General features: G+C 41.3%; 20 protein-coding genes, 2 riboswitches and 1 other annotated feature (1 of these 23 only partly in view). Of the genes, 15 read left to right on the plus strand and 5 right to left on the minus strand.

Annotated elements, in window-relative coordinates:
• Positions 1-10: 10 nt before the first annotated feature.
• The 3 genes from SGLY_RS08010 to SGLY_RS08025 all read left to right on the plus strand — a co-directional run bounded on the left by SGLY_RS08010 (position 11) and on the right by SGLY_RS08025 (position 4552).
• Positions 11-1231, plus strand: coding sequence for a Coenzyme F420 hydrogenase/dehydrogenase, beta subunit C-terminal domain (locus tag SGLY_RS08010; protein ID WP_242822995.1), 1221 nt, complete (start codon positions 11-13; stop codon positions 1229-1231).
• 80 nt (positions 1232-1311) lie between these two features.
• A complete protein-coding gene (locus SGLY_RS17115; RefSeq protein ID WP_013624777.1) occupies positions 1312-3360 on the plus strand; it encodes a polysaccharide pyruvyl transferase family protein in 2049 nt (682 codons plus the stop codon).
• 4 nt (positions 3361-3364) lie between these two features.
• Positions 3365-4552, plus strand: coding sequence for a nucleotidyltransferase domain-containing protein (locus SGLY_RS08025; RefSeq protein WP_242822996.1), 1188 nt, complete (start codon positions 3365-3367; stop codon positions 4550-4552).
• Between the two features lie 69 nt (positions 4553-4621).
• Here the strand turns inward: SGLY_RS08025 and SGLY_RS08030 are convergent, their stop codons facing one another.
• The 3 genes from SGLY_RS08030 to istA all read right to left on the minus strand — a co-directional run bounded on the left by SGLY_RS08030 (position 4622) and on the right by istA (position 8851).
• Positions 4622-6166, minus strand: coding sequence for a glycoside hydrolase family 5 protein (locus SGLY_RS08030; protein WP_013624779.1), 1545 nt, complete (start codon positions 6164-6166; stop codon positions 4622-4624).
• 16 nt (positions 6167-6182) lie between these two features.
• Positions 6183-6258: riboswitch (cyclic di-GMP riboswitch) on the minus strand.
• Positions 6259-6291: 33 nt separating this feature from the next.
• Positions 6292-6367: riboswitch (cyclic di-GMP riboswitch) on the minus strand.
• A gap of 244 nt (positions 6368-6611) precedes the next feature.
• On the minus strand, positions 6612-7343 hold the full coding sequence (gene istB, locus SGLY_RS08035) for an IS21-like element helper ATPase IstB (RefSeq protein ID WP_013623335.1): 732 nt from the start codon (positions 7341-7343) through the stop codon (positions 6612-6614).
• Positions 7343-8851: an IS21 family transposase gene (gene istA, locus SGLY_RS08040; RefSeq protein WP_013623336.1), complete on the minus strand. Its 1509-nt coding sequence runs from the start codon at positions 8849-8851 to the stop codon at positions 7343-7345. Before istA ends, istB begins: the two co-directional genes overlap by 1 nt.
• A 396-nt stretch (positions 8852-9247) precedes the next feature.
• Between istA and SGLY_RS08045 the strand changes: the two genes are divergently transcribed.
• From SGLY_RS08045 to SGLY_RS08060, 4 genes are all read left to right on the plus strand, one after another.
• A complete protein-coding gene (locus SGLY_RS08045; protein WP_013624780.1) occupies positions 9248-9919 on the plus strand; it encodes a YveK family protein in 672 nt (223 codons plus the stop codon).
• Positions 9920-9933: 14 nt separating this feature from the next.
• Positions 9934-10692, plus strand: coding sequence for a CpsD/CapB family tyrosine-protein kinase (locus SGLY_RS08050; protein WP_013624781.1), 759 nt, complete (start codon positions 9934-9936; stop codon positions 10690-10692).
• A 139-nt stretch (positions 10693-10831) separates the two neighbouring features.
• Complete coding sequence (locus tag SGLY_RS08055; protein ID WP_242822997.1) at positions 10832-11329, plus strand: VanZ family protein; 498 nt, start codon at positions 10832-10834, stop codon at positions 11327-11329.
• Between the two features lie 95 nt (positions 11330-11424).
• The gene (locus SGLY_RS08060) at positions 11425-13383 is read left to right on the plus strand and encodes an asparagine synthase-related protein (protein ID WP_148228104.1); all 1959 of its coding nucleotides are present in this window, start codon (positions 11425-11427) and stop codon (positions 13381-13383) included.
• Between the two features lie 51 nt (positions 13384-13434).
• On the opposite strand, the gene SGLY_RS18520 is transcribed toward SGLY_RS08060, so the two are convergent.
• A complete protein-coding gene (locus SGLY_RS18520; protein ID WP_013624784.1) occupies positions 13435-13566 on the minus strand; it encodes a hypothetical protein in 132 nt (43 codons plus the stop codon).
• Between the two features lie 139 nt (positions 13567-13705).
• Positions 13706-14605, minus strand: coding sequence for an HPr kinase (locus SGLY_RS08065; protein WP_013624785.1), 900 nt, complete (start codon positions 14603-14605; stop codon positions 13706-13708).
• A gap of 217 nt (positions 14606-14822) precedes the next feature.
• On the opposite strand from SGLY_RS08065, the gene SGLY_RS08070 reads away from it, so the two are divergent.
• From SGLY_RS08070 to SGLY_RS08105, 8 genes are all read left to right on the plus strand, one after another.
• Entirely contained in the window at positions 14823-15254 is a 432-nt protein-coding gene (locus tag SGLY_RS08070; RefSeq protein ID WP_041445236.1) for a lasso peptide biosynthesis B2 protein, read from the plus strand.
• 42 nt (positions 15255-15296) lie between these two features.
• A complete protein-coding gene (locus tag SGLY_RS08075) occupies positions 15297-15620 on the plus strand; it encodes a lasso peptide biosynthesis PqqD family chaperone (RefSeq protein ID WP_242822998.1) in 324 nt (107 codons plus the stop codon).
• A gap of 104 nt (positions 15621-15724) precedes the next feature.
• Positions 15725-17437: an ABC transporter ATP-binding protein gene (locus tag SGLY_RS08080; protein WP_013624788.1), complete on the plus strand. Its 1713-nt coding sequence runs from the start codon at positions 15725-15727 to the stop codon at positions 17435-17437.
• 608 nt (positions 17438-18045) lie between these two features.
• On the plus strand, positions 18046-19218 hold the full coding sequence (locus SGLY_RS08085; protein WP_013624789.1) for a metallophosphoesterase: 1173 nt from the start codon (positions 18046-18048) through the stop codon (positions 19216-19218).
• Positions 19219-19332: 114 nt separating this feature from the next.
• Entirely contained in the window at positions 19333-20391 is a 1059-nt protein-coding gene (locus tag SGLY_RS08090; RefSeq protein ID WP_242823020.1) for a GerMN domain-containing protein, read from the plus strand.
• Between the two features lie 138 nt (positions 20392-20529).
• A complete protein-coding gene (locus SGLY_RS08095; protein ID WP_013624791.1) occupies positions 20530-23154 on the plus strand; it encodes a calcium-translocating P-type ATPase, SERCA-type in 2625 nt (874 codons plus the stop codon).
• Positions 23155-23180: 26 nt separating this feature from the next.
• Positions 23181-23645: a nucleoside deaminase gene (locus tag SGLY_RS08100; protein ID WP_013624792.1), complete on the plus strand. Its 465-nt coding sequence runs from the start codon at positions 23181-23183 to the stop codon at positions 23643-23645.
• Positions 23646-23701: 56 nt separating this feature from the next.
• Positions 23702-25282, plus strand: coding sequence for a diguanylate cyclase (locus SGLY_RS08105; RefSeq protein WP_013624793.1), 1581 nt, complete (start codon positions 23702-23704; stop codon positions 25280-25282).
• 76 nt (positions 25283-25358) lie between these two features.
• Positions 25359-25450 (plus strand) — a binding site (T-box leader); it runs 172 nt beyond the window's last position.

A 25450-nucleotide genomic window follows, 5' to 3' on the forward strand; every position in this document is an offset into this window, starting at 1 on the left:
GTGAGAAAAATTGAAAGCAAGGGATTTTATGATTTTATATAATGATAAAAAAGAGTGTTCTGGTTGTGCCGCTTGCCTGAACATTTGTGCGAAGCAAGCTATTACAATGCAGCCAGATGAGGATGGTTTTATATATCCGACAGTCAATGATAACTTATGTATAGAATGCGGACACTGTAGAACAGTTTGTGCTTTTCAAATTGGGGTGGTAACCGCTGATGTTCCGCTTGCTACATATGTTGCTATCAATAAGAATCAATCTGTTCTTGCAGCCAGCTCATCAGGAGGGGCATTTGCGGCACTTGCTTCAATAATATTTGAGCAGAACGGTGTTGTTTTTGGATGTACCTATAATAGTGATATGGAGCCAATGCATATCGGTATCGACAACTTAACTGATATGAAGAAGCTTCAAGGTTCTAAATATGTGCAAAGCAATATCAATCATACCTATCTCGAAGCAAAAAAGTATCTAGAACTGGGAAATAGGGTTTTATTTACTGGTGCTCCCTGTCAAATAGCTGGATTGAAATCATATTTACGGACGGATTATGAGAATCTCATCACCGCTGATATAATTTGCCATGGCGTTCCAAGCGCAGAGTTCTTCAAAGGTTATATTAAACATCTGGAGGCTAAGCTGAAGGGTAAAGTTATAGACTTCAGGTTCAGAGATAAAGAAAAAGGCTGGGGTCTAATGGGGAAGATTATTTATATAAAAAACGGAGTAGTACTAGAACAATTGATACCACCAATCACGTCCTATTACTATAGCTGTTTTTTGAAAGGGGAGATCTATCGCGAGAGCTGCTACGATTGTAAGTATGCTGGTGGAGGTAGACAGGGAGATTTCACTATGGGTGACTATTGGGGCATAGAAAAAAGCCATCCTGAAATCGACATAAAAAACGGTATATCCGTCTTATTGGTGAATAGTGCAAAGGGGATAAAGTTAATTGAAAAACTCGAAAAACATTTAACCTTAGTGCATTCTACGTTTGAGCAAGCCCGGGTGCATAATGAACAATTAAGACAGCCAACCAAGAGGAGCGAAAAAAGGGCAGCAATACTTAAAATTTGGCGAGAGGGTGGATATCAAGCCATTGCTGATCGGTATTATAGGTTAAATAGAAGGAAAATGATATCATACAGGATTAAGAAGTTGATACCGCCGCGAGTTAAGGAGCTAGTAAAACTGATCATGATAAAAGAGAGCTTGGATAAACGATAGACTTAAGAGTAAAGGCCGCGTATGGGGCGCAGCAAAGGTACAAAATCCTTATAAATGTATCTGAAGGAGAGAACCTCAAAATGGTTAGTAACGTGTTAGAACTTAATCTTGACAAGATAAGTGTAATCATACCTATCTATAATGTCCAATGTTTTCTGAGAAGGTGTATTGAATCTGTCATTAACCAAACATATCAAAACCTTGAAATTATCTTAGTTGATGATGGTTCTATAGACAATTGTCCATTTATCTGCGATGAGTATGCATGCTTGGATAATAGAATTAAGGTTATTCATAAGAAGCACGGTGGGGTGTCAGATGCAAGAAACGTTGGGATTGAAAGTTCATCAGGAGATTATATTGGGTTCGTTGATAGTGACGATTGGATTGAGAATGATATGTATGAAATATTGCACGCCAAAGCTGTTTCACTTAACACTGATATTACTATTTGCGGATATCATATTGTTCAAAAAAACAAACAACATTTTTCGTATTTCATTAAGGAAGATACCGTAGTATCAGGCACAGAGGGATCAGAAATATTATTGAATGACACAATGATCAAAAACTATCCTTGGAATAAATTGTATAAAAAAGAATTGTTTAACCACATACGATATCCGGTAGGGATGAACTACGAAGACATTGCTACAACATTTAAATTGTTTGCTTTATCTAAAAGAATTGCCATTATTCCTGATTATCTTTATTATTATATACTCCGTGATGAAGGTATTTCCCAACAAAAAACTTTTCATAATCTCTATGATTTATATAAAGCATATGAATACCGGTTGAATGACCTGGTAAAGATCTTACCTGAATATAAATTATTTATGTTCGAATTGACAGTTTCTACCTCTCTGCTTGTTTACAATTTGAGTTTAAAAGAAAAATTGTCGATAGCTGATCAAGAAAAAATACCAATATTGATTTCTTCTTTAAAAGAATACAGTAAGATGCCTGAGGTAAAGGCGTTAAAAAAGCTTGATAGAATAAGATTGAATATAATTACAAAATTTAAAATACTATATAAATTGTTGTATTTTATTTACACTGTTCTCAGTCCAAAAATAGCGAAGCATCCTTCGCTGAGATGTCGGCTTCTTTCTCTATTTGGATATTTAAATTACAATAAGAAATATCAAAGAGACATTATTCAGAAAAAGGCGATCTACTTATTTGGGACACCAGAACATAATAATATAGGGGATCATGCCATTGCTATTGCAACAAAAAAATATTTGAAGAATATACTGCCGGATCATAAAATAATTGAAATTCCAGAAAATAAGTTGCTTATTTATTTGCCAGGTATTAAAAAGAACATTAAAAAAAACGATTATATTGTTTACAGTGGGGGAGGAAATATTGGCAATCAATACCAATATATTGAAAATATCAGACGGGTAGTCATCAAAGCGTTTCCCAAAAATAAAATTATGCTCTTCCCGCAAACCATTTTTTTCACCGATGATTATAGCGGGAGAAAGGCATTCAAACAGAGTAAAAGAATATACAGTAAGCATCCTAATCTTATAATTGTGGCACGTGAACAATATTCACATAAAATCTTGAAAAAATACTTTACAAATAATAAAATCTTAATTGCTCCAGATATGGCCATGTATATAGAACAAACGAAAGAGGGTAAATGTGTTCGTGAGGGCGCGGTAATATGTTTAAGAAATGATAGCGAAAGTATTTTAAAGTCTAAAGACCGTAATTATATTAAAGAATGCCTGGATAAATACTACCACAAGGTAACAGAAACAGACACTTGCTCCTATCGAAATATTATTAACGAAAATGAACGAGTTTTGGAATTAAAAGCAAAGTTATTTCAATTTAAACAGGCAGAAATGGTAGTAACCGATCGTTTGCATGGTATGATATTTTCGGCCTTTACAGGTACTCCCTGTATCGTAATAAATAATTATAACTATAAGATATGTGGAACGTATCACTGGTTAAGGCATTTAAATTATATAAAATTTCTTAATGATCTAAGTAATATAGAAAAAAGCATTGATCAGTTAATTGCGTTGGACGATAATATAGAATACAATAATGAATTTACAAAACAATATTACGCCAAAATGACAGAAGAACTGACAAAAAGATAATTAATTGATTGAACTTTTTGGAGAAGGTATGAATACAATCCAAATAAAACTTCTTAATTTAATAAATTCCGCAGTAAATGGTCAAAAGATTAAATCCGATTTGTTTCATAACGTAAATCAGAGTGAGCTATTGAATTTAGCAATGGAACAGAAAGTTTCGGCCTATTTATATACACTAGTCGGAAAAAAATTTGATGTTGGACTATTGGATGAGAAGATAAAAGAAGAATGGAAGAAATCTACAGTGATGATCGCAGTTCAGCAATTATCTATGTTTGCACAGATAAACAATATCATAGGATTGTTTAAAGCGAAAGGAACACCTGCAATTGCACTAAAAGGTATTGTTCTTAAACAGCTTTATCCGCAGCCCGAGCTTCGAAGTATGTGTGATCTTGATCTATTAGTTAAAATAGAAGATATCCCAAAAGCAATTGAACTGATGAAGAGCTTTGGTTATCAAATCCCCCCAGGTTTTGATGTGAATGATCCTGGACATATGCATATTGAAATGTATAAATTAGGGTATATTACTGTAGAACTTCATAAAACGCTTTGGAATCCACGTTATATGAAAAAAAGAAATAACCCGTTTCCATTAGAACGTATTTGGGACAATGTTCGCGTTATAGAGATCGGAGGCATACAATTAACAGCTTTATCACTTGAGGATGAGTATATAAATATGGTAATACACTTAGCTACTCATCTTATTTATTCTGGATGTAATCTCAGGCAACTTTGTGATTTTGTTTTGTTTTTTAATACCTATTATGATAATCTGGATTTTCATTACATTGATTCTACTATAACGTCAATAGAGCTTTTCAAGTTTTATCAATATCTTCTTCTTACTTGTCATTTATTTTTTGGATTAGAAATATCCTTAAACAGCAATTTAGATGATAATTTGCCCGAAATGCTCATGAATGATATTTTTACTAGTATGAACAAGACAACCGATACGGAAAGTTGGTTAAAACTTACCGGGCGTTATCCTTTTTACCGCAATAATCAATTGTTTTTTCCTTTTGTTTTTATGATAGAAATAGGGAGGCAATGGATTAAATATAGAAAAAATTTATTACGTAGTATATATTGCGCCAAAGAATCTTTTAAAAAATTTAATGCAAGAGCCAAATTGCTAAAAAATATTGGGCTACATGTAAAAATCAATAAAAAGTTCAAATAAACAAATAGGTTAATCAGGTACAATCAATGTCGCCTAATTAACCTATTTCGATATTATTGAATCGATACCTCAGTTTGTTATCTCAGAAGCTATTGTAAATCCGGTTCCTGTCTTGTCTATCGAATCAGGGATCAAAGCGTCTAATACCTCAAGACGGAACATGCCTTTCCATGGAGCAAATACGCCGAAGCCCGCATTGAATTCCCAATAAGTCCATGAAATGTTTCGTTCTTCTGCTGTTTCGCGTACAAAATCTGTCCATATGGCTCTATCATCGGAAGGGGCTAAGTTATAAACACCGAATTCGTCCAATATAACCGGCCTATTGTTAGTTACAGCCCAATCCGCAACTAAATCAAATAGATCAGAAATCGCATACTTTTCTTTAACGGTCCCTGACCACGGGACTCCTTTTTGGCTCTTCAAACTGTCGAAAATCCAATCAGTTCCTTGGTGGGTAAATGCTATAGGCTCATAGAAGTGTATGGAAACAATAAGATGGCGGTCGTTTTCAGGAAGCTCAAGCATATTGACACTTCGAACTCCGCTCCAGCGGGTATGCGGTACAATTAGGTTTCTTGTTGGATTTGTTTCCCTGATTATGGACAAGGACTTCTGAAGGATTGAATTTAACTTCTCTGATCCAATATACCAGTCAGGTTCGTCTAATATTTGAAAATATAAATTATCGGAATACTGGCTGTAACGGTTGGATAGCTGTGTCCAAAAAGCAAAATAACGTTCCTCGTCTAATTTTTTGTTTGTTCCTTCAGTCAAAATTGGATAGTTATGGAGATCTAGAATAACATTTAAGTCCTTAGCCAGTGCTTGTGCAATGGCTAAATCAACTAACTCCAAATAGTCTTCGTTGATCGTATAGGGTGCCGTCTCCAAAGATTGATCGTTCAGTTTTATGGGTAAACGGATATGATCGAAACCGCTGTTTCTTATTAGATCCAAATTTGATTGATTTAAGGTATTATTACCTTCTTTTAAAGTGCTGAGAGAAGTTGTATAGCTCACACCCTTACGTAGTCCTGGTACGGTTGGGCATGTCTTAACCTCATCCGATTTAATCCTAATAGCGTCGATCCAGAGAGAACCAGATTGTCCATGTTCTGTTTCCAGATCAAAACCATAGCTGGAAAATGGAGCATTGCCCTCTGGATCAACCCGATAAGATAAATTAAACCATTTTCCTCTGACTAACCCTTCATCATTATGAAACCAAGACTCATCTCGATTTCCCTCAGAATCAATTGAATAAAAATATATGCGATTCAGATTCGAGCTTTTGGGGATAAATATCCAGTATTCTATACGATCTCCAGGATTTATAGTTTCTGGCTCAGGGCCGGTAATGACATATTTGGTTGAGCCGGAATATTCAATCCTAAGAGATTGTTTCCCTTCATAAGCTTTAGCTGTGTCAGTCTGTAGTGTACAGCTTCCGACATTCTCCTGAAGAATAGCGCTTCCACTCCATCCATCAGTCTGCCCGGATTCGAACGAATAAGAGAAAGCTGTTAAACTAAAAACGTTTTGAGGATAAACACTTAATGAAAGGGCAGCGATCAATATAAAAACCGTTAACTTTTGAAAAAATCTTTTCATTTTTGAAACCTCCATCTTTGGTAGCTGGCTGCCATGTTACAGGCCCTTTAGCTTTGCGTCGCTGCTTTTCAGCAGGTTTGCCATTGTCAGTATTGAGCTTCAAAGAGAAAACAAAAAAAACTAACTTTGGTAGCTGGCTGCCATGTTACAGGCCCTTTAGCTTTGCGTCGCTGCTTTTCAGCAGGTTTGCCATTGTCAATAATAGTTTTAAACAAAAATACGCTTTCCTATTACAAAAATAGCATATTATTCTCATATAGTAAAGACTTTCCTAGGATAATTTCATAAAAATATAAAAAATGAGTCAATTTGGGGATTCATAGCTTTTTTAGCCCGAATATCTTGTTTTTGGCGAATTATTATTCCATTAGTAATGGTTCCTGTTCTTTTATTTGTAAGCAGTCAAGCAAAATACAGAGTTTTTCGCCACAAAGTGCAGAGTTTTTCAGGTAATGCTTTTGCGGTGCTCTAAGCGGTAACTGTTGCCCGTCATGTTGAGGATCTCGCAGCGGTGAATCAGACGGTCTAGGATAGCGGTTGTAATGGTCGCATCGCCAAGGAACTCGGCCCACTCGTCAAACCCTTTGTTGGATGTAATAATCAGCGAAGTGCGCTCGGCCATGGAAGATACAAAGCTAAAGAACAGATTGGCCTCTGCTGGCGAGAGCGGCATAAAACCCACTTCATCAACAATTACCAGCGCAGCCTTGCTTAGATATTTGAGCCGCCGTTTGCTGGCCCCGGAGATTTCGGCCGTCTTGAGAATCTTCATCAGGTTGTCTAAGGTTTCAAAGGCCACCGCATAGCCCAAGTCCAGCCCCTTCACAGCCAGGGACAGAGCAAGATGTGTTTTTCCAACGCCGGGAGGCCCCAGAAAACAAACGTTGTACGCTTGCTCAACCCAAGTCATATCGCTCAGTCGCAGCATCTGCTCCTTGGAAACACTGCGCTGGAATCCAAAGTCAAACGAATCCATGGTTTTCTCAGCCGGTAAGTTGGCTCTGCGGCAGCGCAACAGATTTTGCTTTTGTATCCGAAGCCGTTGCTGTTCCTGCAAAAACAGCTCTACGCTTTCCACGGGGGTCAAGGTGTTCTTCCCAGCAAAAAGTGCTTCAAAATCTATGGGGTTCATGCGCAAGTCGGAAAGCAGTCCACTTACCCGGTCAATGGGGCGCATTATTTAGCACCTCCCGCCTTGGCATAGACGCTAAGGGAGCGCTTTTGCGTTGTCACATGGTATTTTGCACTGCTCACCGGAAGGAGCAGCGCTGGCGGTTCGGGCTGTTTAGGGACCCTGTGCTCCAGATAGCCTTTTATGTAGTTGGCACTGTAGAGTTTGCTGTCATGACAAAAATCAGCCGCTTCCAGGACAGCCTCAATACCATACTGGTCGCAGAGTGTGTGGATCAGTTTAAACTGGTCTCTGGCATACCGGGATTTCTCGGTACGGATCTCCTGGAGGAAATCATCCGCCTTGCCAAGCAGAAGCACGCCTAGTGCAGCTTGCATCTGATCCAGGGAACTGGTCCTATCGCGTTGGTGGCTTGTACTTTGGATAAGCAGACCTCTCCCGCTGGAAAGGCGGTGCTCGCAGATTGGCTCTCCAAAAACCGTCTGGATGAATAACATGCCGTCCTTAGGCACAATGCAAACCTCTTTCTGCCTGTTGTAAGTGCCAAGCGGAACGGAATATCGGTTGCTGTCATAAAGAATGGTATTGTCCTTGCGGACCGTTCTGCAAAGGGTGGCGCCATGAGTTTCTGCGCACTCGACCAGTGGACGCAGGTGTTCCCGTTCTTCGGCAAAGACTTCCGCAGGAACGCGCTTGGTTGTTCCGTGGATTTTGGCATTGGCGGTACGTTCCAGCCAATCCAGGCAGCTGCTGTTTAGGATATCATCATCCACGTAGAGTCGGTTTTCCAGGAAATTGCCCTTCACATATTTTACGGTGCTTTCTATCTTGCCTTTGCTTTCCGGGTCGGCGCCACGGCACATATAAATGCTCAGTTTGCATTCCTGCCGGAGTTTTTCAAACTCATAGGTATGGATGATATCGCCAGCATTTTCTGCCACACAAACGATACTGTCCTGGTCTAAGACCAGTTCTTGCGGGATTCCCCCCATATACCGAAAGCAGTGGTGGCAGGCTCGCACTAAATCGGTAGCGGCGTAGGGGCGACTCTGCAGCTCGGCATATTTAAAACGGGAGTGGGCCAGAACAAAGGCGGCTGTATAGACCTTGGTGCGGCCACTGCCTACGTTTTTCAACCACTTCTCGCCAAAATCCACTTGCAGCTGCTGCCCCATGGGCAATTCCGGAACGGCTGCATAGTCTCGTGGATTGGGGGCTTTGCGGAGATCATACGTGTTGCGCAGGTCTTTCACATATCGGGAGACCGTGCGTTCGCTAAAGGTCGCTTTGTAGTGTTCTTTTAACCAATCACAAACCTGAGCCGCACTCAGTGTGGGATAATCCCGCAGCCAGCAGACGATGGTGTCCTGGTAATCGTCCAGCAGTCTGACCTTGCACACGCTGGCTGTGTTGGTTTCATACTCATCTACGGTCATCTTCCAATAGCGGTCCACCGTTCTCCAGTTAAGGCCAAGGCTTTTTGCCACGGCATCTTTTCGGAATCCTTGTTCTTTGAGTTGCTGTATTTTACTATACACAGAATATCCCTTCATTTCTCACAGCCTCCATCCTCAGCCTGTCTCCATTGTATCAGCTGGCTGAAAACTGTGTAGTTGTTGGCGAAAAACTGTGTACTTTGTGGCGAGAAAGTCTGTAGTTCTATTGGCTTAAAACTCTGTACTTTAGTTTACCATTTACATTTTATTTCTTCTTGCCAAAATTTTGTACTAAAAATTGACGTTTTTGGCATTTCCTTTTGCTCCATATTTATAGTGTATTATATGGCTATTTTGCTCAGAAAAGTTTAAATTATTCAATTAAAGAAGTATAGTAAAATTATGTTTATTCTTATATAATTATACACAAGTTATATCTTTGATAGACAGTAGTGTGTAATGTTTGGATATGACTCGAGAAAAACACTATTTTATTGAAAGGAAAAAAACGAGATGGAGATCAGACGATTGTTATATTCGATAATTCATAAGTGGTGGTTAATTTTATTTTTTGTTATAATAAGCGGGGGAATAGGATATTATTTGAATATATTTTCAAACCAGCCGATGTACGGAGCTGACACCACACTTTTTGTTTTGAACCGGGAAAAAGTGGAGGCTGGACAAGCTTTGAGTTCTCAGGATTTGGTATTTGGTCAAGAATTGGTTAAACAGTATTCGGAAATTTTTTATAGCAGGTCTGTTATTTCAGAAACATCAAATAAACTTGCTGAGTACAATATTTCACCAGAGATGCTTGCTTCAATGGTTACTATATCCAGTCAAAAAGATTCAAACATATTGACAGTTCATGCAGTTTCCTTTGATCCTGAAGTTGCTGCGATAACTGCAAATGCTATGGCGGAAGAATTTACAGCAATGATACGTGACCTTACGAAAAGTGATTATATTAGCATTTTGGATCAAGCACAGGTTGCACAATATCCGATGCCAAATAATGGTGTTCAAAAAACCTTTATTTGGCTTATGGCCGGGTTGGTTATTGCTTGCGGTATTATCTATATCATTGAATACCTTAATACAACCGTACGTTCAGCAGAAGAGATCGAAAGTCAATTGAGTCTGCGTGTAATTGGAATTATTCCGGAACACGATATCCGCTGAAGGAGGAAAGAAATATGCAATTGAAAACTTTCAATGTGTATGATAATGAGAATAAAGCTGTTCAAGATGCTTATGATATGCTCACGGCAAAAATACACATTAACAATAGTCTTAAAAAACAAAAATCGTTTGTTTTGATAAGCTGCAGACCGGAAGAGGGGAAAACTTCGCTGGCCATCAGTCTTTCCATTTCAATGGCTCATTCGGGCTGGAAGGTACTTCTTGTTGATGCAGATATGCGTAAACCACCTGCGGCCAAGAGGCTGAATCAAGAATTTCAATTGGGTTTGTCCGATTACCTGACAGGAAAAATAGAATTCAGCGAGGCGCTTAGCGAAACGAATATTACAAATCTCACTTATCTGTCTTGTGGTTTGGAGCAAAGCAATCCGGTTGAATTATTATGTTCTTCTCGTTTTCAGGAACTGATAGAACAAGCGCAAAGCGATTATGACTTTGTGCTTTTTGACACTCCGGCTCTTGAAAGTGTCGTCGATGGAGCTATCGTCGCTTCGAAGGTTGATGCGTCTTTAATGGTGGTAGAAATGGGCTCGACAAAAATGAAAAGTGTAACTCGTGCCAAAGAACAGCTGGAAAGTATAAATGCGGTTATTTTAGGTGTGGTATTAAATAAAGTGAAAAAACATGATTATAAAAGATATTATGGTTCCTACAATTATTTTTTAAACACCAAGCGATCTTTCATAAAACGCCGTAAGAAAAAGTATGTGCCATTAGATAGTGGGACAACGGAGCATGTATTAAAAGCTTAATCGCGGCTGGGAAAATTCAATTATGAGTCAGTCGTGCCGAGGATTCATGAAGTCGCCTTATTATCGGCTGAGGCGACCTCGTTTTTTTATTGAGGTAACGATGGGAAAACTAATAAAAAGGAATTTCTTAAATAAGAGAATGATTTTGATTGTTGTTTTATTTTCCTTATTGATTTCACTGGTTGTTGTCTCATGGGAATTAAGTGCTGAAAATGGAGAACAGTCCAATCAAGTCAGTCAGCAAATTGCTGAGAAAGTAGAAAATTGCCTGGGAAAGCATTTTCCAATAGATCCAAGCGATACTTTTTGGAGAGTAACCTTTAATCTGGTATTACGCAAAGCTGCTCATTTTGTAGAATATTTTGCTATTGGCACAGTGATGTGCGCGATGTTGAATGTCATAAGCCGGAAAGTTTTTCCGGCTGCTTCAATATCGGTTTTGCTTTGCCTGATGATGGCCCTTACGGATGAGTACCACCAAATGTTTACAATGCGCAAACCGAGGTTATTCGATGTATATATTGATGCAACGGGAGCATTGGCGGGTGTACTAATTGTCAGCATCTTTTTTGGGGTATTCAATTATATCAGTCATTTAAAAAACCGCATAAAAGAGTATGAGGAAAAAGAGATCTGAGCGGGGTGCCAATAGGTAAAAATAATGGTCCTTCTAAATAATTATTTGGGAAAGCAGGCAGAACCACAAAAAGTTGGAAAAGCGCGGTGAAAATCATGAGTGTAATATGGGGACTCTACCAAAAAAAAGGCAATGGAATTGAAAAAGAAAAGTATGCGAAAATGATTGCGCCGTTAACATCCATACAGTTTGACCGGCTGGATGCTTTTAATTGTAAGGATGTTTATTTTGGATGCGGGCACCAGTATATTACCCCTGAGTCGGTGTATGAGATTCTTCCCCGCAGTGAAGAGAAAACAGGGCTTTGTATTACAGCTGATGCCATTATTGATAATCGCCGGGAGTTATTTGAGACACTTGCCGTTGATAAGGAGTTGCAGGAGATAATAACTGACAGTGAACTGATTCTTCTTGCCTATCGGAAATGGGGACAAGACTGCCCCAAGTATTTAGTGGGAGACTTTGCCTTTGTCATAAAGGATGATCATAAAAACGAGATTTTTTGTGCCAGAGACCACGTGGGAAAACGAACGCTGTATTATGATGACTCGGAAAATGTCTTTGCCTTTTCCACCCTGATGAAGCCCTTGCTTGCCAGACAAGACCATATGGCGTTAAATGAGAGGTGGATCGCTGACTTTCTCGCCATAGAAACGACTATACACGAAACTGAATGCGGCGAAACGGTCTATCAGGGAATCAATCAACTGCCGCCGGCATTTTGGATGCGCGTCGGAAACGGTGGCACTGTAAAAAAGCAATATTGGGATCCGCTGAGGGAAGTAAAACCGTTGATTCTCAAAACAGATGAGGAATATGAGGAGGCCTTTAGAAAAGTATTTGATGAGGCTGTAGCCTGCCGGTTGCGCAGTACCGGCGAGGTCGGGATCAAAATGAGCGGTGGTATTGACTCCGGATCAATCGGTTGTATCGCGGCGGCACAGCTAGCAAAAAAAAATAAAAAGCTGTATTCTTTCAGTTCCATTCCGATGGAAGGATTTAAAGAACAGCCTAAGAAAAACCATATCGTTGACGAGAGTGAGAACATTCAGGCGATCATTGATTTTGCGGGGAATATTGAAGGAGAGCTGCTGCGGAGCGAGGGGAAGCATGCGCTGACAGATGCGGATAAAGTTGTGGACATGTTGGAGCAGCCGTATAAAATCTTTCGCAATATGTACTGGCAGCTCCATGTGACGGAACGGGCCGCTCAAAAAGGCTGCAAGGTGCTTTTATCCGGTTCATACGGAAATTTTACGATTTCTTATGGGGATTTTAATACGAATACCAAAACCTTGTTTAAAAAGGGGAAACTCATTACCCTGTATAAGGAAATTTCTGTTTTAAGCAAATCAGCCGGAGTCTCTGCCAGAACAATTGCTAAAGGAGTATTTACTTATATAGTGCCATATCAATTAAAAGATTTTCTAAGGTTACTGCGTTTAAGGGAATGGGACCGATTTTCTCTAACGGTTGTAAACCCTCAACTGATAAAAAAATGGAATGTAGAAAGCCGATTTAAGCTTCTGGGCTTAAATCCGCGTACTTATCGCACCGATGACTATGAAGCATTTAAAAAACAGAGAGTAAACTGGATATTTTTTTCACATGTTGGGGCGGTGGAAGTTAAACAAGCCGTCTATTCTGGTGTTATTCTTCGGGATCCTTCAAGAGATAAACGTCTGATTGAATTTTGTCTGAGTTTACCTGCCGAACAGTTTGTTAGAAACGGCGAAGACAGGTTTTTGATACGGCGGGCAATGAAGGGGAGAATGCCGGATAAAATATTGTTTGGGCACGCTATTGGCGTGCAATGCGCGGATTGGCTCCAGAGAATAAAGCCCTATTGGGAAAAGATCTTCACTGAGCTTGATCATATCGTAAAAGACCAGACAATAAATAATTATATCGATATAGAGAAGGTCAACAGAGAGCTGATTTTGGCAAGAGAGAATGAGGCACATATTAATGGGGATTCCGTCAATAAATTATTAACGACCATTGTATTTTCCAGATTTATTTCCTGGTATACAAAATATTCCCCAAACAATTAAGTTTGGGGAATAAAGATCAAGAACTAAAATGATAAATAGCACCTAAAGTCATTAGGAGAAAGAATAGTAAGTATGACCGTTATAAGGGAAGCTGTCATCAATATTACCATTAGGTTCGGTGCCAAGCATTGTTTTGTCAAGACTTAAAGATGTAATGGTTGGATTATTCCATTCTTTTTTCATTATTTCCTCTCCTTTCCTTTTATATAAATTAAAAAATTATGTCAATATTCAGGCTAAACGTTGATCTTAAAGCATATCTTACATTAAAATTTACATGAATTCAAGTCCCAAATTAGTTAAAATTTATCAGAAAGAGATTTTAGAGATCGTTAATCCTTTGCAAAATCAAATCCGTCAGCTCATCCACTGTAAATAAGGCGCGGGGTCTGGTCATCCGAAATACAGGGATATGATCGACGACAGCAGCGCACTGGGAAAAATGGTTTGCTCCAATCCCCAAATCATTGACGGCTTCGATTCGATAAGTATTGCTCATGAGGGCAATGAGTCCGAGATGTTTATTGAGCCTGGAGGACACTACCGATCCGGTGTCGCCGGGTATCAATTCAAAGATAGCGGAAAGGTCCGCAGGTTCATTCCAAAATCCGTTATTGGCGGGCAGAAAGTATTTGTCTCTTTCTCCCTCAATACGAACGAGATGATCGGCATTTTTCTCGAGAAAATACTCTGCGCTGTCTTTCCAGAGCTTTTGCTGGGGATACCCGGGCAGTACCCGGATAGCTCCGTTCTGATCAATCGTCAAAGGGGCTATATCATCGGTATGGAGAGGGTACCCCAGTTTCCTGAATGCGGATAATAAGGTGGATTTGCCTGCTCCTGAGGCACCTGTGATGATGACGCTCTTTCCATTAAAAATAAACGCGCTGCCATGAATCGGCAGCAATCCTCGTTGCAAGAGAAGTATCCCAAAAGCGGTGCCCAACAGGTAGGGTTTAAAAGCGGAAGAACCGGAAGCGCCTAAAGGTTCAACGATGATTTTGTTCCCATTGGAGACCTTGAATTTTCCGACATTTGGCGCTAGAAATGAAAAATTTGTTTCGAAAGTACTTTTTTTATCCGACAGAGTTGGCTGCCGGGGGGCATCGGAAACGAGCCCCTTTTCAATCATAACATCCGCCGATGAATCATCACCGGACAAAAGCTCATTGAAAGCAACTTCGGAAGCGATCTGTAAGCCAAAAGCAGTGTATTTGTACATTAGTATAAATACCTCTGAAATTAAATTTGGACAACGGTAACATATTTGCTTATTTTATATTATAATTGTATTTCAATTAGTTTCAACAGGTAAAAAAAATATTTTAAAATTTTAGTAAATATGGTATATTTTTATATAATATTCCTCGTTAAACTGGATATTTCGCCATTTTTGTAAGTAAAAGGAATGAGACTATTTGGTTTTTAAGCGCAGGTGGATGAAATTTTCTCATCTTTCTATGAAAGAAAAACTGCTGCTGGCAGGTTCGTTCTTGCTATTGGGTGCTGTGCGTTTAACCATCTTGGTCATTCCCTTTAGGTATATTGTCCCTGTTATCGGAAAGAAAATGGCAGAGTCCGCCCAAACGATGGACCGGAGGACCTATAGGAAAGCGGCAAAAATCGGCTGGGCGATAGACACGATGAGCCGGTATACGCCATGGGAAAGTAAATGCCTGGTACAAGCTGTGACAGCTCTGCTGTTTCTGAGGATCTTTGGGATACCCTATACCCTTTATTTGGGGTTGGATCGGGATGAAGCCAATCAATTGGTTGCTCATGCCTGGCTGCGCTGCGGTGAGCTCATTGTAACAGGAAATGCGGGAAAGGAGCGGTTCCGGGTGGTGTCGCAGTTTGCGCGCAATCAGTGAAAGGCTCGTTCGTTTGATCGTTGCAAAGGCTGAAGGAAATAAGTGAAGAAGGGAATGATTGAGATGTCTTCGAAATCTGAGAGAATTGGCCTGGATTCTTGTGTTGGAAGACCCAAAGAGCTGCCAACGGCGGAAGTTGGCGGGGAAGTTGTGATGATGAGTTTGGATAAAGGAAAATATTTTGCCCTGGATTCTGTAGGGAGCCGTATTTGGGAGCTGATGGAGAAGCCGCAAACGGTCAAAGAGATTATTCAATGCTTACTGGAGGAATATGAAGTTGATGAGCAGACCTGCAGAAATAATGTGCTCGAATTTCTCAACAAGCTGGATGAAGAAGGGCTCATGGAACTGATTGAAGACAGATAATCGGAATCGGTCACATAATAAGAATCGAAGACATTTCCTGAAGTATCCGGAAGCAAAAAATCCTCTGAAAGCATCCTGGGAGGATAATTGGAGCAGAATGATTAATGAAAGTAAAAGCTGAATTCTCAAAGCTGATCAATTTTATTAACTGGATTAAACCGGATATCAGGCCGTTTTTGCCCAGACTTGTCGTCATATTACTTCTTGGGGTGGCCGGATCTCTTTGCGGAGTAGGTATAGCGATTGCGTCCAAGAATGTGATCGATTACGCCGTGGCCGGAGAACTGGGTAAGGCAGGGATTGCCATCGGGATATTTGGCGGGATTATTGTGATGAGCGTCCTAATCAATATTGGCGAAGCCCTCCTAGAGGTCAGGGTGTCCGAAGCCTTTTCCAATGTCATGCGCCAGCGGTTTTTTAAACGGCTGCTGGAAACGGAATGGCTGCCGCTTTCAGGCTACCATAGCGGAGACCTTTTAACACGACTGACCAGTGATGTGGGCAATATCACAAATTTTTTTGTTCGTGTTTTTCCGGGTATTCTTAGTCTGGGGGTACAGTTGGCGGCTTCTTTTGCCACTTTGCTGTATTATGAGCCGAGACTGGCTATTATTGCTTTTATTATGGGGCCCTCTACCGTACTCTTCAGCCGGTTATGGGGGCACAGGCTGAAGGTTCTGAATCTCAAGGTCCAGGAATCGGAGAGCCGCTACCGTTCTCATATTCAGGAAGCGCTTCAAAATTTTATTGTCATTAAAATTTTTGGCTTAGAAGAGCATAATCGTGATACCTTGCAGGGGCTGCATCAAGACCGGATGGACTGGATCCTGAAAAGGAACCGGACAACGTTGTCAGCAGACATGATCATCTCACTGGGTTTTTGGGCCGGATATTTTGTGGCTTTTAGCTGGGGGATAATCAGACTTTATCAAAAAGCAATTTCTTTCGGGACCTTAACAGCCTTTATCACGTTGGTCCAGCAGATCCAAGTCCCCTTTGTCGGCTTGGCGAGAACCTTCCCCCAGATCATTGCGATGCTGGCTTCCACCGAACGCTTAATGGAACTGGAAAAGATGCAGCTGGAAAAGAGGGAAGGAAAGATCGGGCAACCGGAAGGGGTAGGCATCAGCTTCCGGCAGGTGAGCTTTGTCTACACGGAGGAGAAGGACAACCTTGTGCTGGATAAGGTTACGGCAGATATTGCTCCCGGAGAGCTGGTGGCACTGGTTGGTTCTTCTGGCGTGGGGAAGACGACGCTGATCAGACTTTTACTGGCTTTGGTCAGACCTTTGGAAGGGGAAGTTTTTTATACGGATGGACTGGGCAAACAGTATGAGGTCACGGCTGCCACCAGGGCTTGGGTAACCTATGTCCCCCAGGGAAATACGCTGTTCAGCGGGACCATCGCGGACAACCTGCGCAGCGGGAGGCTGGAGGCGACACCTGATGAGATGGAAGAGGCCAGCAGAGCTGCCTGCGCCTGGGAGTTTATTCGGGAACTTCCGAATGGGCTTGATACGGTTATCGGTGAGCAAGGACACGGACTATCCGAGGGACAGGCGCAAAGAATCGCGATTGCCAGGGCTTTCTTAAAAAGAGCGCCGGTGATGATTCTGGATGAAGCAACATCTGCTTTGGATATGGGAACGGAAATGGAAATCCTGAGGGCCATAAAAGACTTAAGCGGCAATTGTACCTGTTTGTTGATTACACACCGGCAGACTGCTTTAAAGATGTGTTCACGGGTACTGGAAATACAAAGGGGAAAATTAATAGAAAAGAACAAGACCGAGCAAGAAAATCATCTCAGCAATTAAAAAATAAAAAAACTAAATATTCTGTCAATAACTATTGACAGAATATTTAAACTGGTGTATGATAAAACCATCTTCAGAAAAGGTCAGCGACCTGAGTAAGAAGACTACCTCAAAAATCATCAGAAGCAGAGCCAGTAATGACCTGTTGAAGCAAAATGTTTGGATTTTTGCACCGAATAGTCTAGATACTGAAAGGCCGTAAGGTCAGCTAAGGTTATATTTGTTTACTGGGTCCAGCCGGAAACAGGAAGGCAGAGTTACCTTTCAAGTCAGTAATCGGTTATTCGCAAAAGAAGAAGATTTAGATAAACAGGAATTACCGGCAAAGCGAAAGACCTGGATTTTCTGAAAATAACCGCAAGGTTAAGATCAGGAGTTAGGCAATACTGATGAGCTGTAAAAGGGATAGAAATATCAAGCTTACAGCAGAGAGGTAAAATTGAAAGGAGGCCGTACTTGATTGAAGTACACCTCAGGAAATGGATAGACAGATTCTGAAAGGAATCGGAAGTCTATCCATTTCATTTTTGCGGAGATATACGAATTGGACGAATGGTTATATAATAAAGATAGTTAAGGACAGGAGAAACGCATGAGGAGTTAAACAGGTGAATTTATCTTTTTATTTGATTGGATTATTATTTTTGGCTATTTATTTACTTTTCAGCTTCTATGTCGGTTTAAGGAGCTTTCAGACATGCAAGGCGTTCTTTCCCGGGATGAAGGCAATGATTTTTTGGCCGATCTATATCGTCATTGCTTTCGCTTACCTGATTAATAGGGCAGAGGGATTTGAGAACGGGATCCTGGAGATTATCGGCTCATACTGGATTGCCGCTTTTCTCTATTTGTTCATCTTTTATGTCATGTTTGACCTGGTTGGCATGGCCATTTCTGCCTGGCATGCTTTTCGCCCGGCAAAAAAACGATTATCTGTATGGGCTCTTTACTGGAAAACCAGGAAACCTTATTCCCTGGTGATGATCCTTACCGCCGTCATCCTCTTCGCTGGGACATGGGCAGCCAGGAGCCCTGTTCTTTCAAAGTACGATCTTCAGATTGCCAAAAAGGTCCCGGGAGTTCAGCAGCTCAAGCTTGTTTTTATTTCCGATCTCCATATAGAAGAATCAGCCAATACGGCCTATATGGAAACCGCTGCCGATACAATTTCAGCCTTGCAGCCTGATCTTATTTTGCTCGGAGGAGATATTCTGGAAAGGACTCTTTCACCGGGCAATGAGAAAAAATTAGATGCCGTCCTCAGCAGGCTGAAGGCAAAACAGGGGATTTATGCCGTTTTGGGAAACCATGAGTATTATGGGGGACAGGAAGAGCAAATCACCGCCCATCTGCAAGAGCAAGGGGTAAAGGTTTTGAGAGATCAGCTTGATGAAATTCTCAACGCACAAATCTATATTGCCGGGCGTAGTGATTACAGCGGAGGGCAGACAAAAACATCAGAGAGAAAACCGCTTGCAGAGATGCTGAAGGGGACCGACCCTTCAAAACCTCTTATTTTATTGGATCATCAGCCTCAGACCGTCGCAATTCAGGAGGCCAAAGACGCGGGGGTGGACTTGATGTTATCCGGTCATACTCATGGAGGACAGCTGTTTCCCGTACAATGGATCACTAAAGCGATTTATATTGTTGATCGGGGATTATGGCAGGACGGCAACTTAAACCTGATTGTTTCGACAGGCTTGGGTCTATGGGGGACACCTGTCCGGACTTCTTCCAGATCGGAGATTGTGGAGGTTAATGTTTGGTTCCCTCAATAAGATCCCAAAATCGCTCCGGGCTTTTTTTCATGGATATTATTTAACTAATCTAAAATTAAGTTATAATAGAAATGAAATAAACTTTAAACAAGGTGGTGTCAGAATTTGAAAAAAGTGATTTTATTTATCCTCATATTAATTCCGTTTGTCTTTTTATCCGGATGTACGGCGAATAAGGCAAATAACGCCGGTGACGATCAGAGCGGCAATCAAAACCAAAACCCGCCTGCTCAGCAATTATCAGTAAAAGATTATTTTCCGATCATAGAAAATACCAGATATGTTTATGAGGGCCAGGGAAACGAGTATGCATCTTACACAGTGAATACTGACTATACATCTGAAACCAAAGTTCAGCAAAGAATTAATAATGGCGGTACGATTACGGCAAAAGTTTTGGAACTGAAAGACGGCAAGCTCACCAAATTGTTGGCCAGGGGAGAGGCGTATTACCGGGAAAATCTTTTGGAAGCCAAAGAAAATGATAAAGAAATTTTATTAATGGAACCCTTAGTCCAAGGAACAACATGGAATCTTACAAATTCAAGAGTAAGGACAATTACCAATGTTGAGGCTGACGTCACGACACCATCAGGAACATATAAGGCTATTGAAGTGACAACCACCAGTTCAAATGACAAAACACTGGATTATTATGTGAAAGACGTTGGACTGGTTAAATCAGTTACTGTTTTTGATCAGGATGAAATAAGCTCATCTCTAAGCAAAATAGAAAAAGATGTTTCGTTCGTTCAAAAAGTCAGTTTTTTCTATCCCGGTGTTAATGATGGCAAAATCTATTATCAAGAAAAAGAGTTAAGCTTCAAAACAAATGAGATGACCAGACCGGCGCTTGAAAAGGCTTATAAAGAAGTTCCGAACAGTAATGTTGGTAAGGTATTCTCGGCAAATACGAAGATTAATAGCTTATATTTAAATTCGGATGGTATGGTTTACCTTGACCTGAATGAGGCCTTTTTAAAGGAAATGAACGCAGGATCGGGATATGAATCAATGATCCTCCAGAGCGTTGCCGATACCTTCGGAAAGTATTACAATGCGCAGAAAGTCATCCTGACCATAGACGGAAAACTTTATGAATCAGGACATCTGCGGTTTGAAAGAGGGCAGTCTTTGGAGGTTAACGATGAGAATGCCGTCCAGGTAAAATGAGACATGGAAGCTTTGAAGATTTTCATTTTAAGCAGTAAACAAAGGGACATCTGATGACGTCCCCTTTGTTTTGTTTTTCCGGGTGTCGATCTGTAAAAACGGGTTTAAAATTGTCGGTTTTGTTTAGGAGGAAACATCATGTTCCATAATCTCAGTGAAAATGAGGTAATCCGTCATTTTGGTTCTACGCCGGAAGGATTAACAGATGAGGAAGCCGGCCAACGGATAAAACAATATGGTAAAAATGAGATTCCGGAAGGAAAGAAGAAAACCCTGGCCGGAATGTTCCTGGAGCAATTCAAAAGCATTATGATCCTGATCCTCCTGATTGCCGCTGTAATTTCCGGTCTTATGCATGAGCTTACAGATACTTATATTATTCTGGTGGTGATCGTTCTCAATGCGGTTTTGGGAGTAATTCAGGAGAGTAAGGCTGAAAAGGCGCTTGAGGCACTTCAAAAAATGTCTTCCCCCTTTGTAAAAGTGAAGCGGAATGGCAAAGTCAGAGAGGTCAAAACCGAAGAAATCGTGCCCGGAGATATGGTGATCATTGAAGCGGGAGATTATGTTCCCGCCGACCTGCGTCTTATGGAGACGGCAAGCCTGAAGGTTGAGGAGGCTGCACTTACGGGAGAGTCCCTGCCTGTGGAAAAACAAACAGCAAAGCTGGAAGAGCAGGATCTGATCCTGGGAGACCGGATTAACATGGCTTATTCGGGGAGCAGTGTAACCTATGGCAGAGGAAATGGAATCGTCACGGCCACCGGAATAAATACTGAAGTAGGAAAGATCGCCCAGCATTTGGCCAGAGAAGATACCCAAAGCACTCCATTGCAGAAAAAGCTGGAGGAAATGAGCAAATATCTGAGTGTTGGTATAATCACGGTTTCCATTGTCATATTTTTTGCGGGTATTCTTCAGGGGAGAGAATACTTTGAAATGTTTTTGACTGCTGTCAGTCTGGCGGTTGCGGCGATTCCGGAAGGTCTGCCTGCTGTGGTCACGATTGTGCTGGCTATCGGAGTACAGAAGATGGCCCGTCGCAATGCGATTATCCGCAAGTTATCGGCAGTTGAAACTTTGGGTGGGACTGAAATCATCTGCTCGGATAAAACCGGCACCCTTACTCAAAATCAGATGACCGTTAAGAAGGTATTTGTCGGCGGCAAATTGCTTGGCGGAACAGAAATTCGGGTGGAAGAGATGGATGTCCGGTTAATGATCGAGACCATGGTCTTATGCAATGATACCAAGATTTCTACAACTGATCAGAAGATTTCTCTCGTAGGTGATCCCACGGAAAAGGCTTTGGTTTCTTTCGCAGAAGAGAAGGGCTTATCTAAAGAAAAGATAGAGCAAATATTGCCCAGGGTGGCCGAAATACCTTTTGATTCAGAGAGAAAGCTGATGACGGTGATCAATAGGCATGACGGCAGATACAGGATGATGACGAAAGGCGCGCCCGATGTTCTTCTGGAAAGGTGCACAAAAGTATTCGACCGGCAAAATCCCAGAGAGTTGACGGCTGAAGATGGGGCGAGAATCATTCAAGCCAATAAAGAAATGGCTTCTAAAGCATTGCGGGTTCTGGCAGTCGCCTATAAGGATATTGATCAGATTGAGGACCCGCTCGTACCGGAAAATATTGAAGGTGAACTTGTCTTTATTGGACTCGTTGGGATGATTGACCCGTTAAGGCCTGAAGCTCTGGAGGCGGTAAAAACTTGTGCTCAGGCCGGTATCAGGCCAATCATGATCACAGGGGATCATAAAGATACGGCAGCGGCTATTGCCAAAGAGCTGGGAATGATCAAAGATGATCATGAGGTAATTACAGGTAGCCAGCTCAATAAAATGAGTGACGAAGAATTCCAGAAACAGGTAAACCAATATTCTGTATATGCCAGAGTGTCCCCGGAGCATAAGGTTAAGATTGTTGAAGCCTGGCAAAAACAAGGAAAAGTTGTGGCAATGACAGGTGACGGAGTCAATGATGCCCCGGCTCTAAAAGCTTCGGATATTGGGATTGGGATGGGGATCACCGGCACTGATGTGTCAAAAGGGGTATCCAATATGATTCTGGCGGATGATAACTTTGCGACGATTGTCATCGCAGTTGAGGAAGGCAGGAAAATTTACAGCAATATCCGCAAATCCATTCAGTTCTTATTATCTTCCAACCTGGGGGAGGTTTTCACTCTTTTTGTGGCGACCATGCTGAACTGGACGATTTTACAGCCCATTCATATTCTATGGGTCAATCTGGTAACAGATACGCTCCCCGCCCTGGCTTTAGGAGTTGAACAGGCCGAAGAAGATATTATGAAAAACAGACCGCGCAAGTCGACAAGCAGTTTCTTTTCCGAAGGTGTCGGGGTAAGCATTTTTTATCAGGGGATTTGTAAGGGCTTAATCACATTACTCATCTTTTATCTGGGATCTGTCTTCTATACCCAGGAAATTGCCATGACGATGGCCTTTGCGACTCTGGGCCTGATTCAGCTGGCCCATTCCCTCAATGTCAGATCCAACAGCAAATCAATTTTCAGAATAGGTTTATTGTCCAACCGCTACCTGATCGCGGCAATCGTTTTTTCTGCTGTAATCCAATTATTCGTGATTGTTGTTCCTTATTTTCATTCTATTTTCAAAGTGAGTTCATTAAACGCTGAGCAATGGCTGATGGTATTGCTTGCCTCGGCGGCGATTATTCCGGTGGTGGAGATTGGGAAGATGATTGCCCGGAGAAAGCCCAAACAATGATGTGAAAACAGGGAGGACTGAACATCATGAATTTATTTATGCAGCAGGCTTACAGGGAAGCAAAAACAGGAATGACAGCCGGAGAAGGAGGGCCTTTTGGCGCGGTCGTCGTTAGGGAAGGAAAAGTAATAGCGAGTGCACATAATATCGTTTTATTAACACAGGATTCCACTGCTCATGCCGAAATCGTGGCGATCAGAAAAGCTGAACGCCTTTTGGGAACACACGATCTTTCAGGTTGTGAATTATACACGACAAGCTACCCTTGTCCGATGTGTCTGGGAGCCATCATGTGGGCCAGGATTTCTAAAGTTTATTACGGGTGTACTCCGGAACAGGTTTCCAAAATCGGGTTTGATGATAAAGTCTTTTATGAAGCCATAGAAGACCCCAATGCCAGCGGTCTGATATCCCTGGAACATTCGGACAGCGGGGAATGTCTAAAGCTTTTGGCTGACTGGATCAAAAAAGAGGACCGTAAATTATATTAGGATCAGGAAAAACGGAAGATTTCGATTCAATCTGAAAGGATAAAATTACAGGTATTATGACGAGTATTGCTATTATTCTTGCCGTTATGTTCATCGGTGTGATCTTGATGATGATTGCATATGCAAGTGCTTACAGCAAAACGGAAAGGAAAAGCGGAAAGTTTAAGCGGGTCATTCTGAATATTTGCCGGAGTGCCAGCGAAAGAAAAAAAATAGAAGATGCCCTGAGGGAAAATGAGCGTTTGTTGCAGGAATGCCAGAAAGTGGCCAATATTGGCAGCTATGTTTATGACTTGACGACGATGATCTGGAGCAGCAGTACAGAACTGGAGAAAATATTTGGTATTGATCAGGAGTATCCTCATACTTTTGAAGGATGGATTGAGATCATTCATCCGGACTGGCGTGAAAAAATGAGGAAATATTATCACACAGTGATAGAAGAAAAGCTGCGCTTCGATGACGAGTATAGAATACTGCGCGTAAAAGACCGGCAAGAACGATGGGTACATGGCTTAGGTGAACTGGAATTTGATGAGCAGGGAAACCCGGTCCGTTTATTTGGTACGATTCAGGATATTACCAAGCGGAAGGACACGGAAAATGAAATTTTGCATTTGAGTTATCGTGATGTATTAACAGGCTTATATAACAGAAGATTTTATGAAGAAGAAATCAGAAGACTCAATACAGAGAGAAACCTCCCGATTTCAATCATCATGGCTGATGTGAACAGTTTGAAATTCTTCAATGACGCGTTTGGGCACCAGACAGGGGATGAGCTTCTGCAAAAAGCCGCCCTGGCAATCAAAAGCGCCTGCCGTGCTGATGATATCGTGGCCCGCTGGGGAGGGGATGAATTTGTCGTCCTTTTACCCAGAACGGATAAAGAAGCGGTGAAGGGGATTGTAAAAAGAATTAAAGAGTTCTACTCTAATCAATCCGTAAATGATTTGAGTATCAGTATTTCAGTTGGGTGGAGTACAAAGAACTCTATGGATGAAGATATTGTAAAAGTGATCAATCACGCCGAAGACTTTATGTATAAACATAAAATAGTGGAGAATGAAGGCAAGAGGGGAAATACGATAACAACGATTATCCGTACCCTTCATGAAAAAAATCCCAAAGAAGAAGAACATGCAAAGAGGGTAAGCGAAATAAGTGAGAAAATAGGAACAGCTTTAGAATTGTCTGAAATGGAAGTAAGTGAACTAAAGGTTGTCGGGCTTATCCATGATATCGGTAAAATTGCCATTGAGGAAGGGATTCTAAATAAGCCCGGAGTATTAACCGATCAGGAAATGGAAGAAATCCGCCGTCATCCGGATATTGGATTCCGAATTTTAAGTTCATCCCATGAAATGCTGGAGTTGGCCGATTGTATCCTGTCCCATCATGAAAGGTGGGATGGAAAAGGCTATCCCAGAGGGCTGGAGGGGGAGGAAATACCAAGAACGGCCAGAATCATTGCTCTGGCTGACAGTTATGATGCGATGCTCAGTGAACGTCCGTACAGAAAAACATTGAGTGAAGAAACGATGATCAAAGAAATACACAAGAAGGCAGGCACACAGTTTGATCCGGAAATTGCCAGATTGTTTGTAGAAAAAGTATTGAATAAAGCATGGCCATAAGCTTTTGATCAATTACCCATTGATCAATGGGAGAAACAATGCTATAATTTTGGTTAAACTATTTAATATGTAATCATCAAAAGTGATGATAGGGAAAAGTAAACGGTATGATTTTTTCAGGGAGGAAGCGTCATAGACTGAAAGCGCTTCTAAACGATCGGCTGTTGA

Source organism: Syntrophobotulus glycolicus DSM 8271 (assembly GCF_000190635.1).
GTDB lineage: Bacteria > Bacillota > Desulfitobacteriia > Desulfitobacteriales > Syntrophobotulaceae > Syntrophobotulus > Syntrophobotulus glycolicus.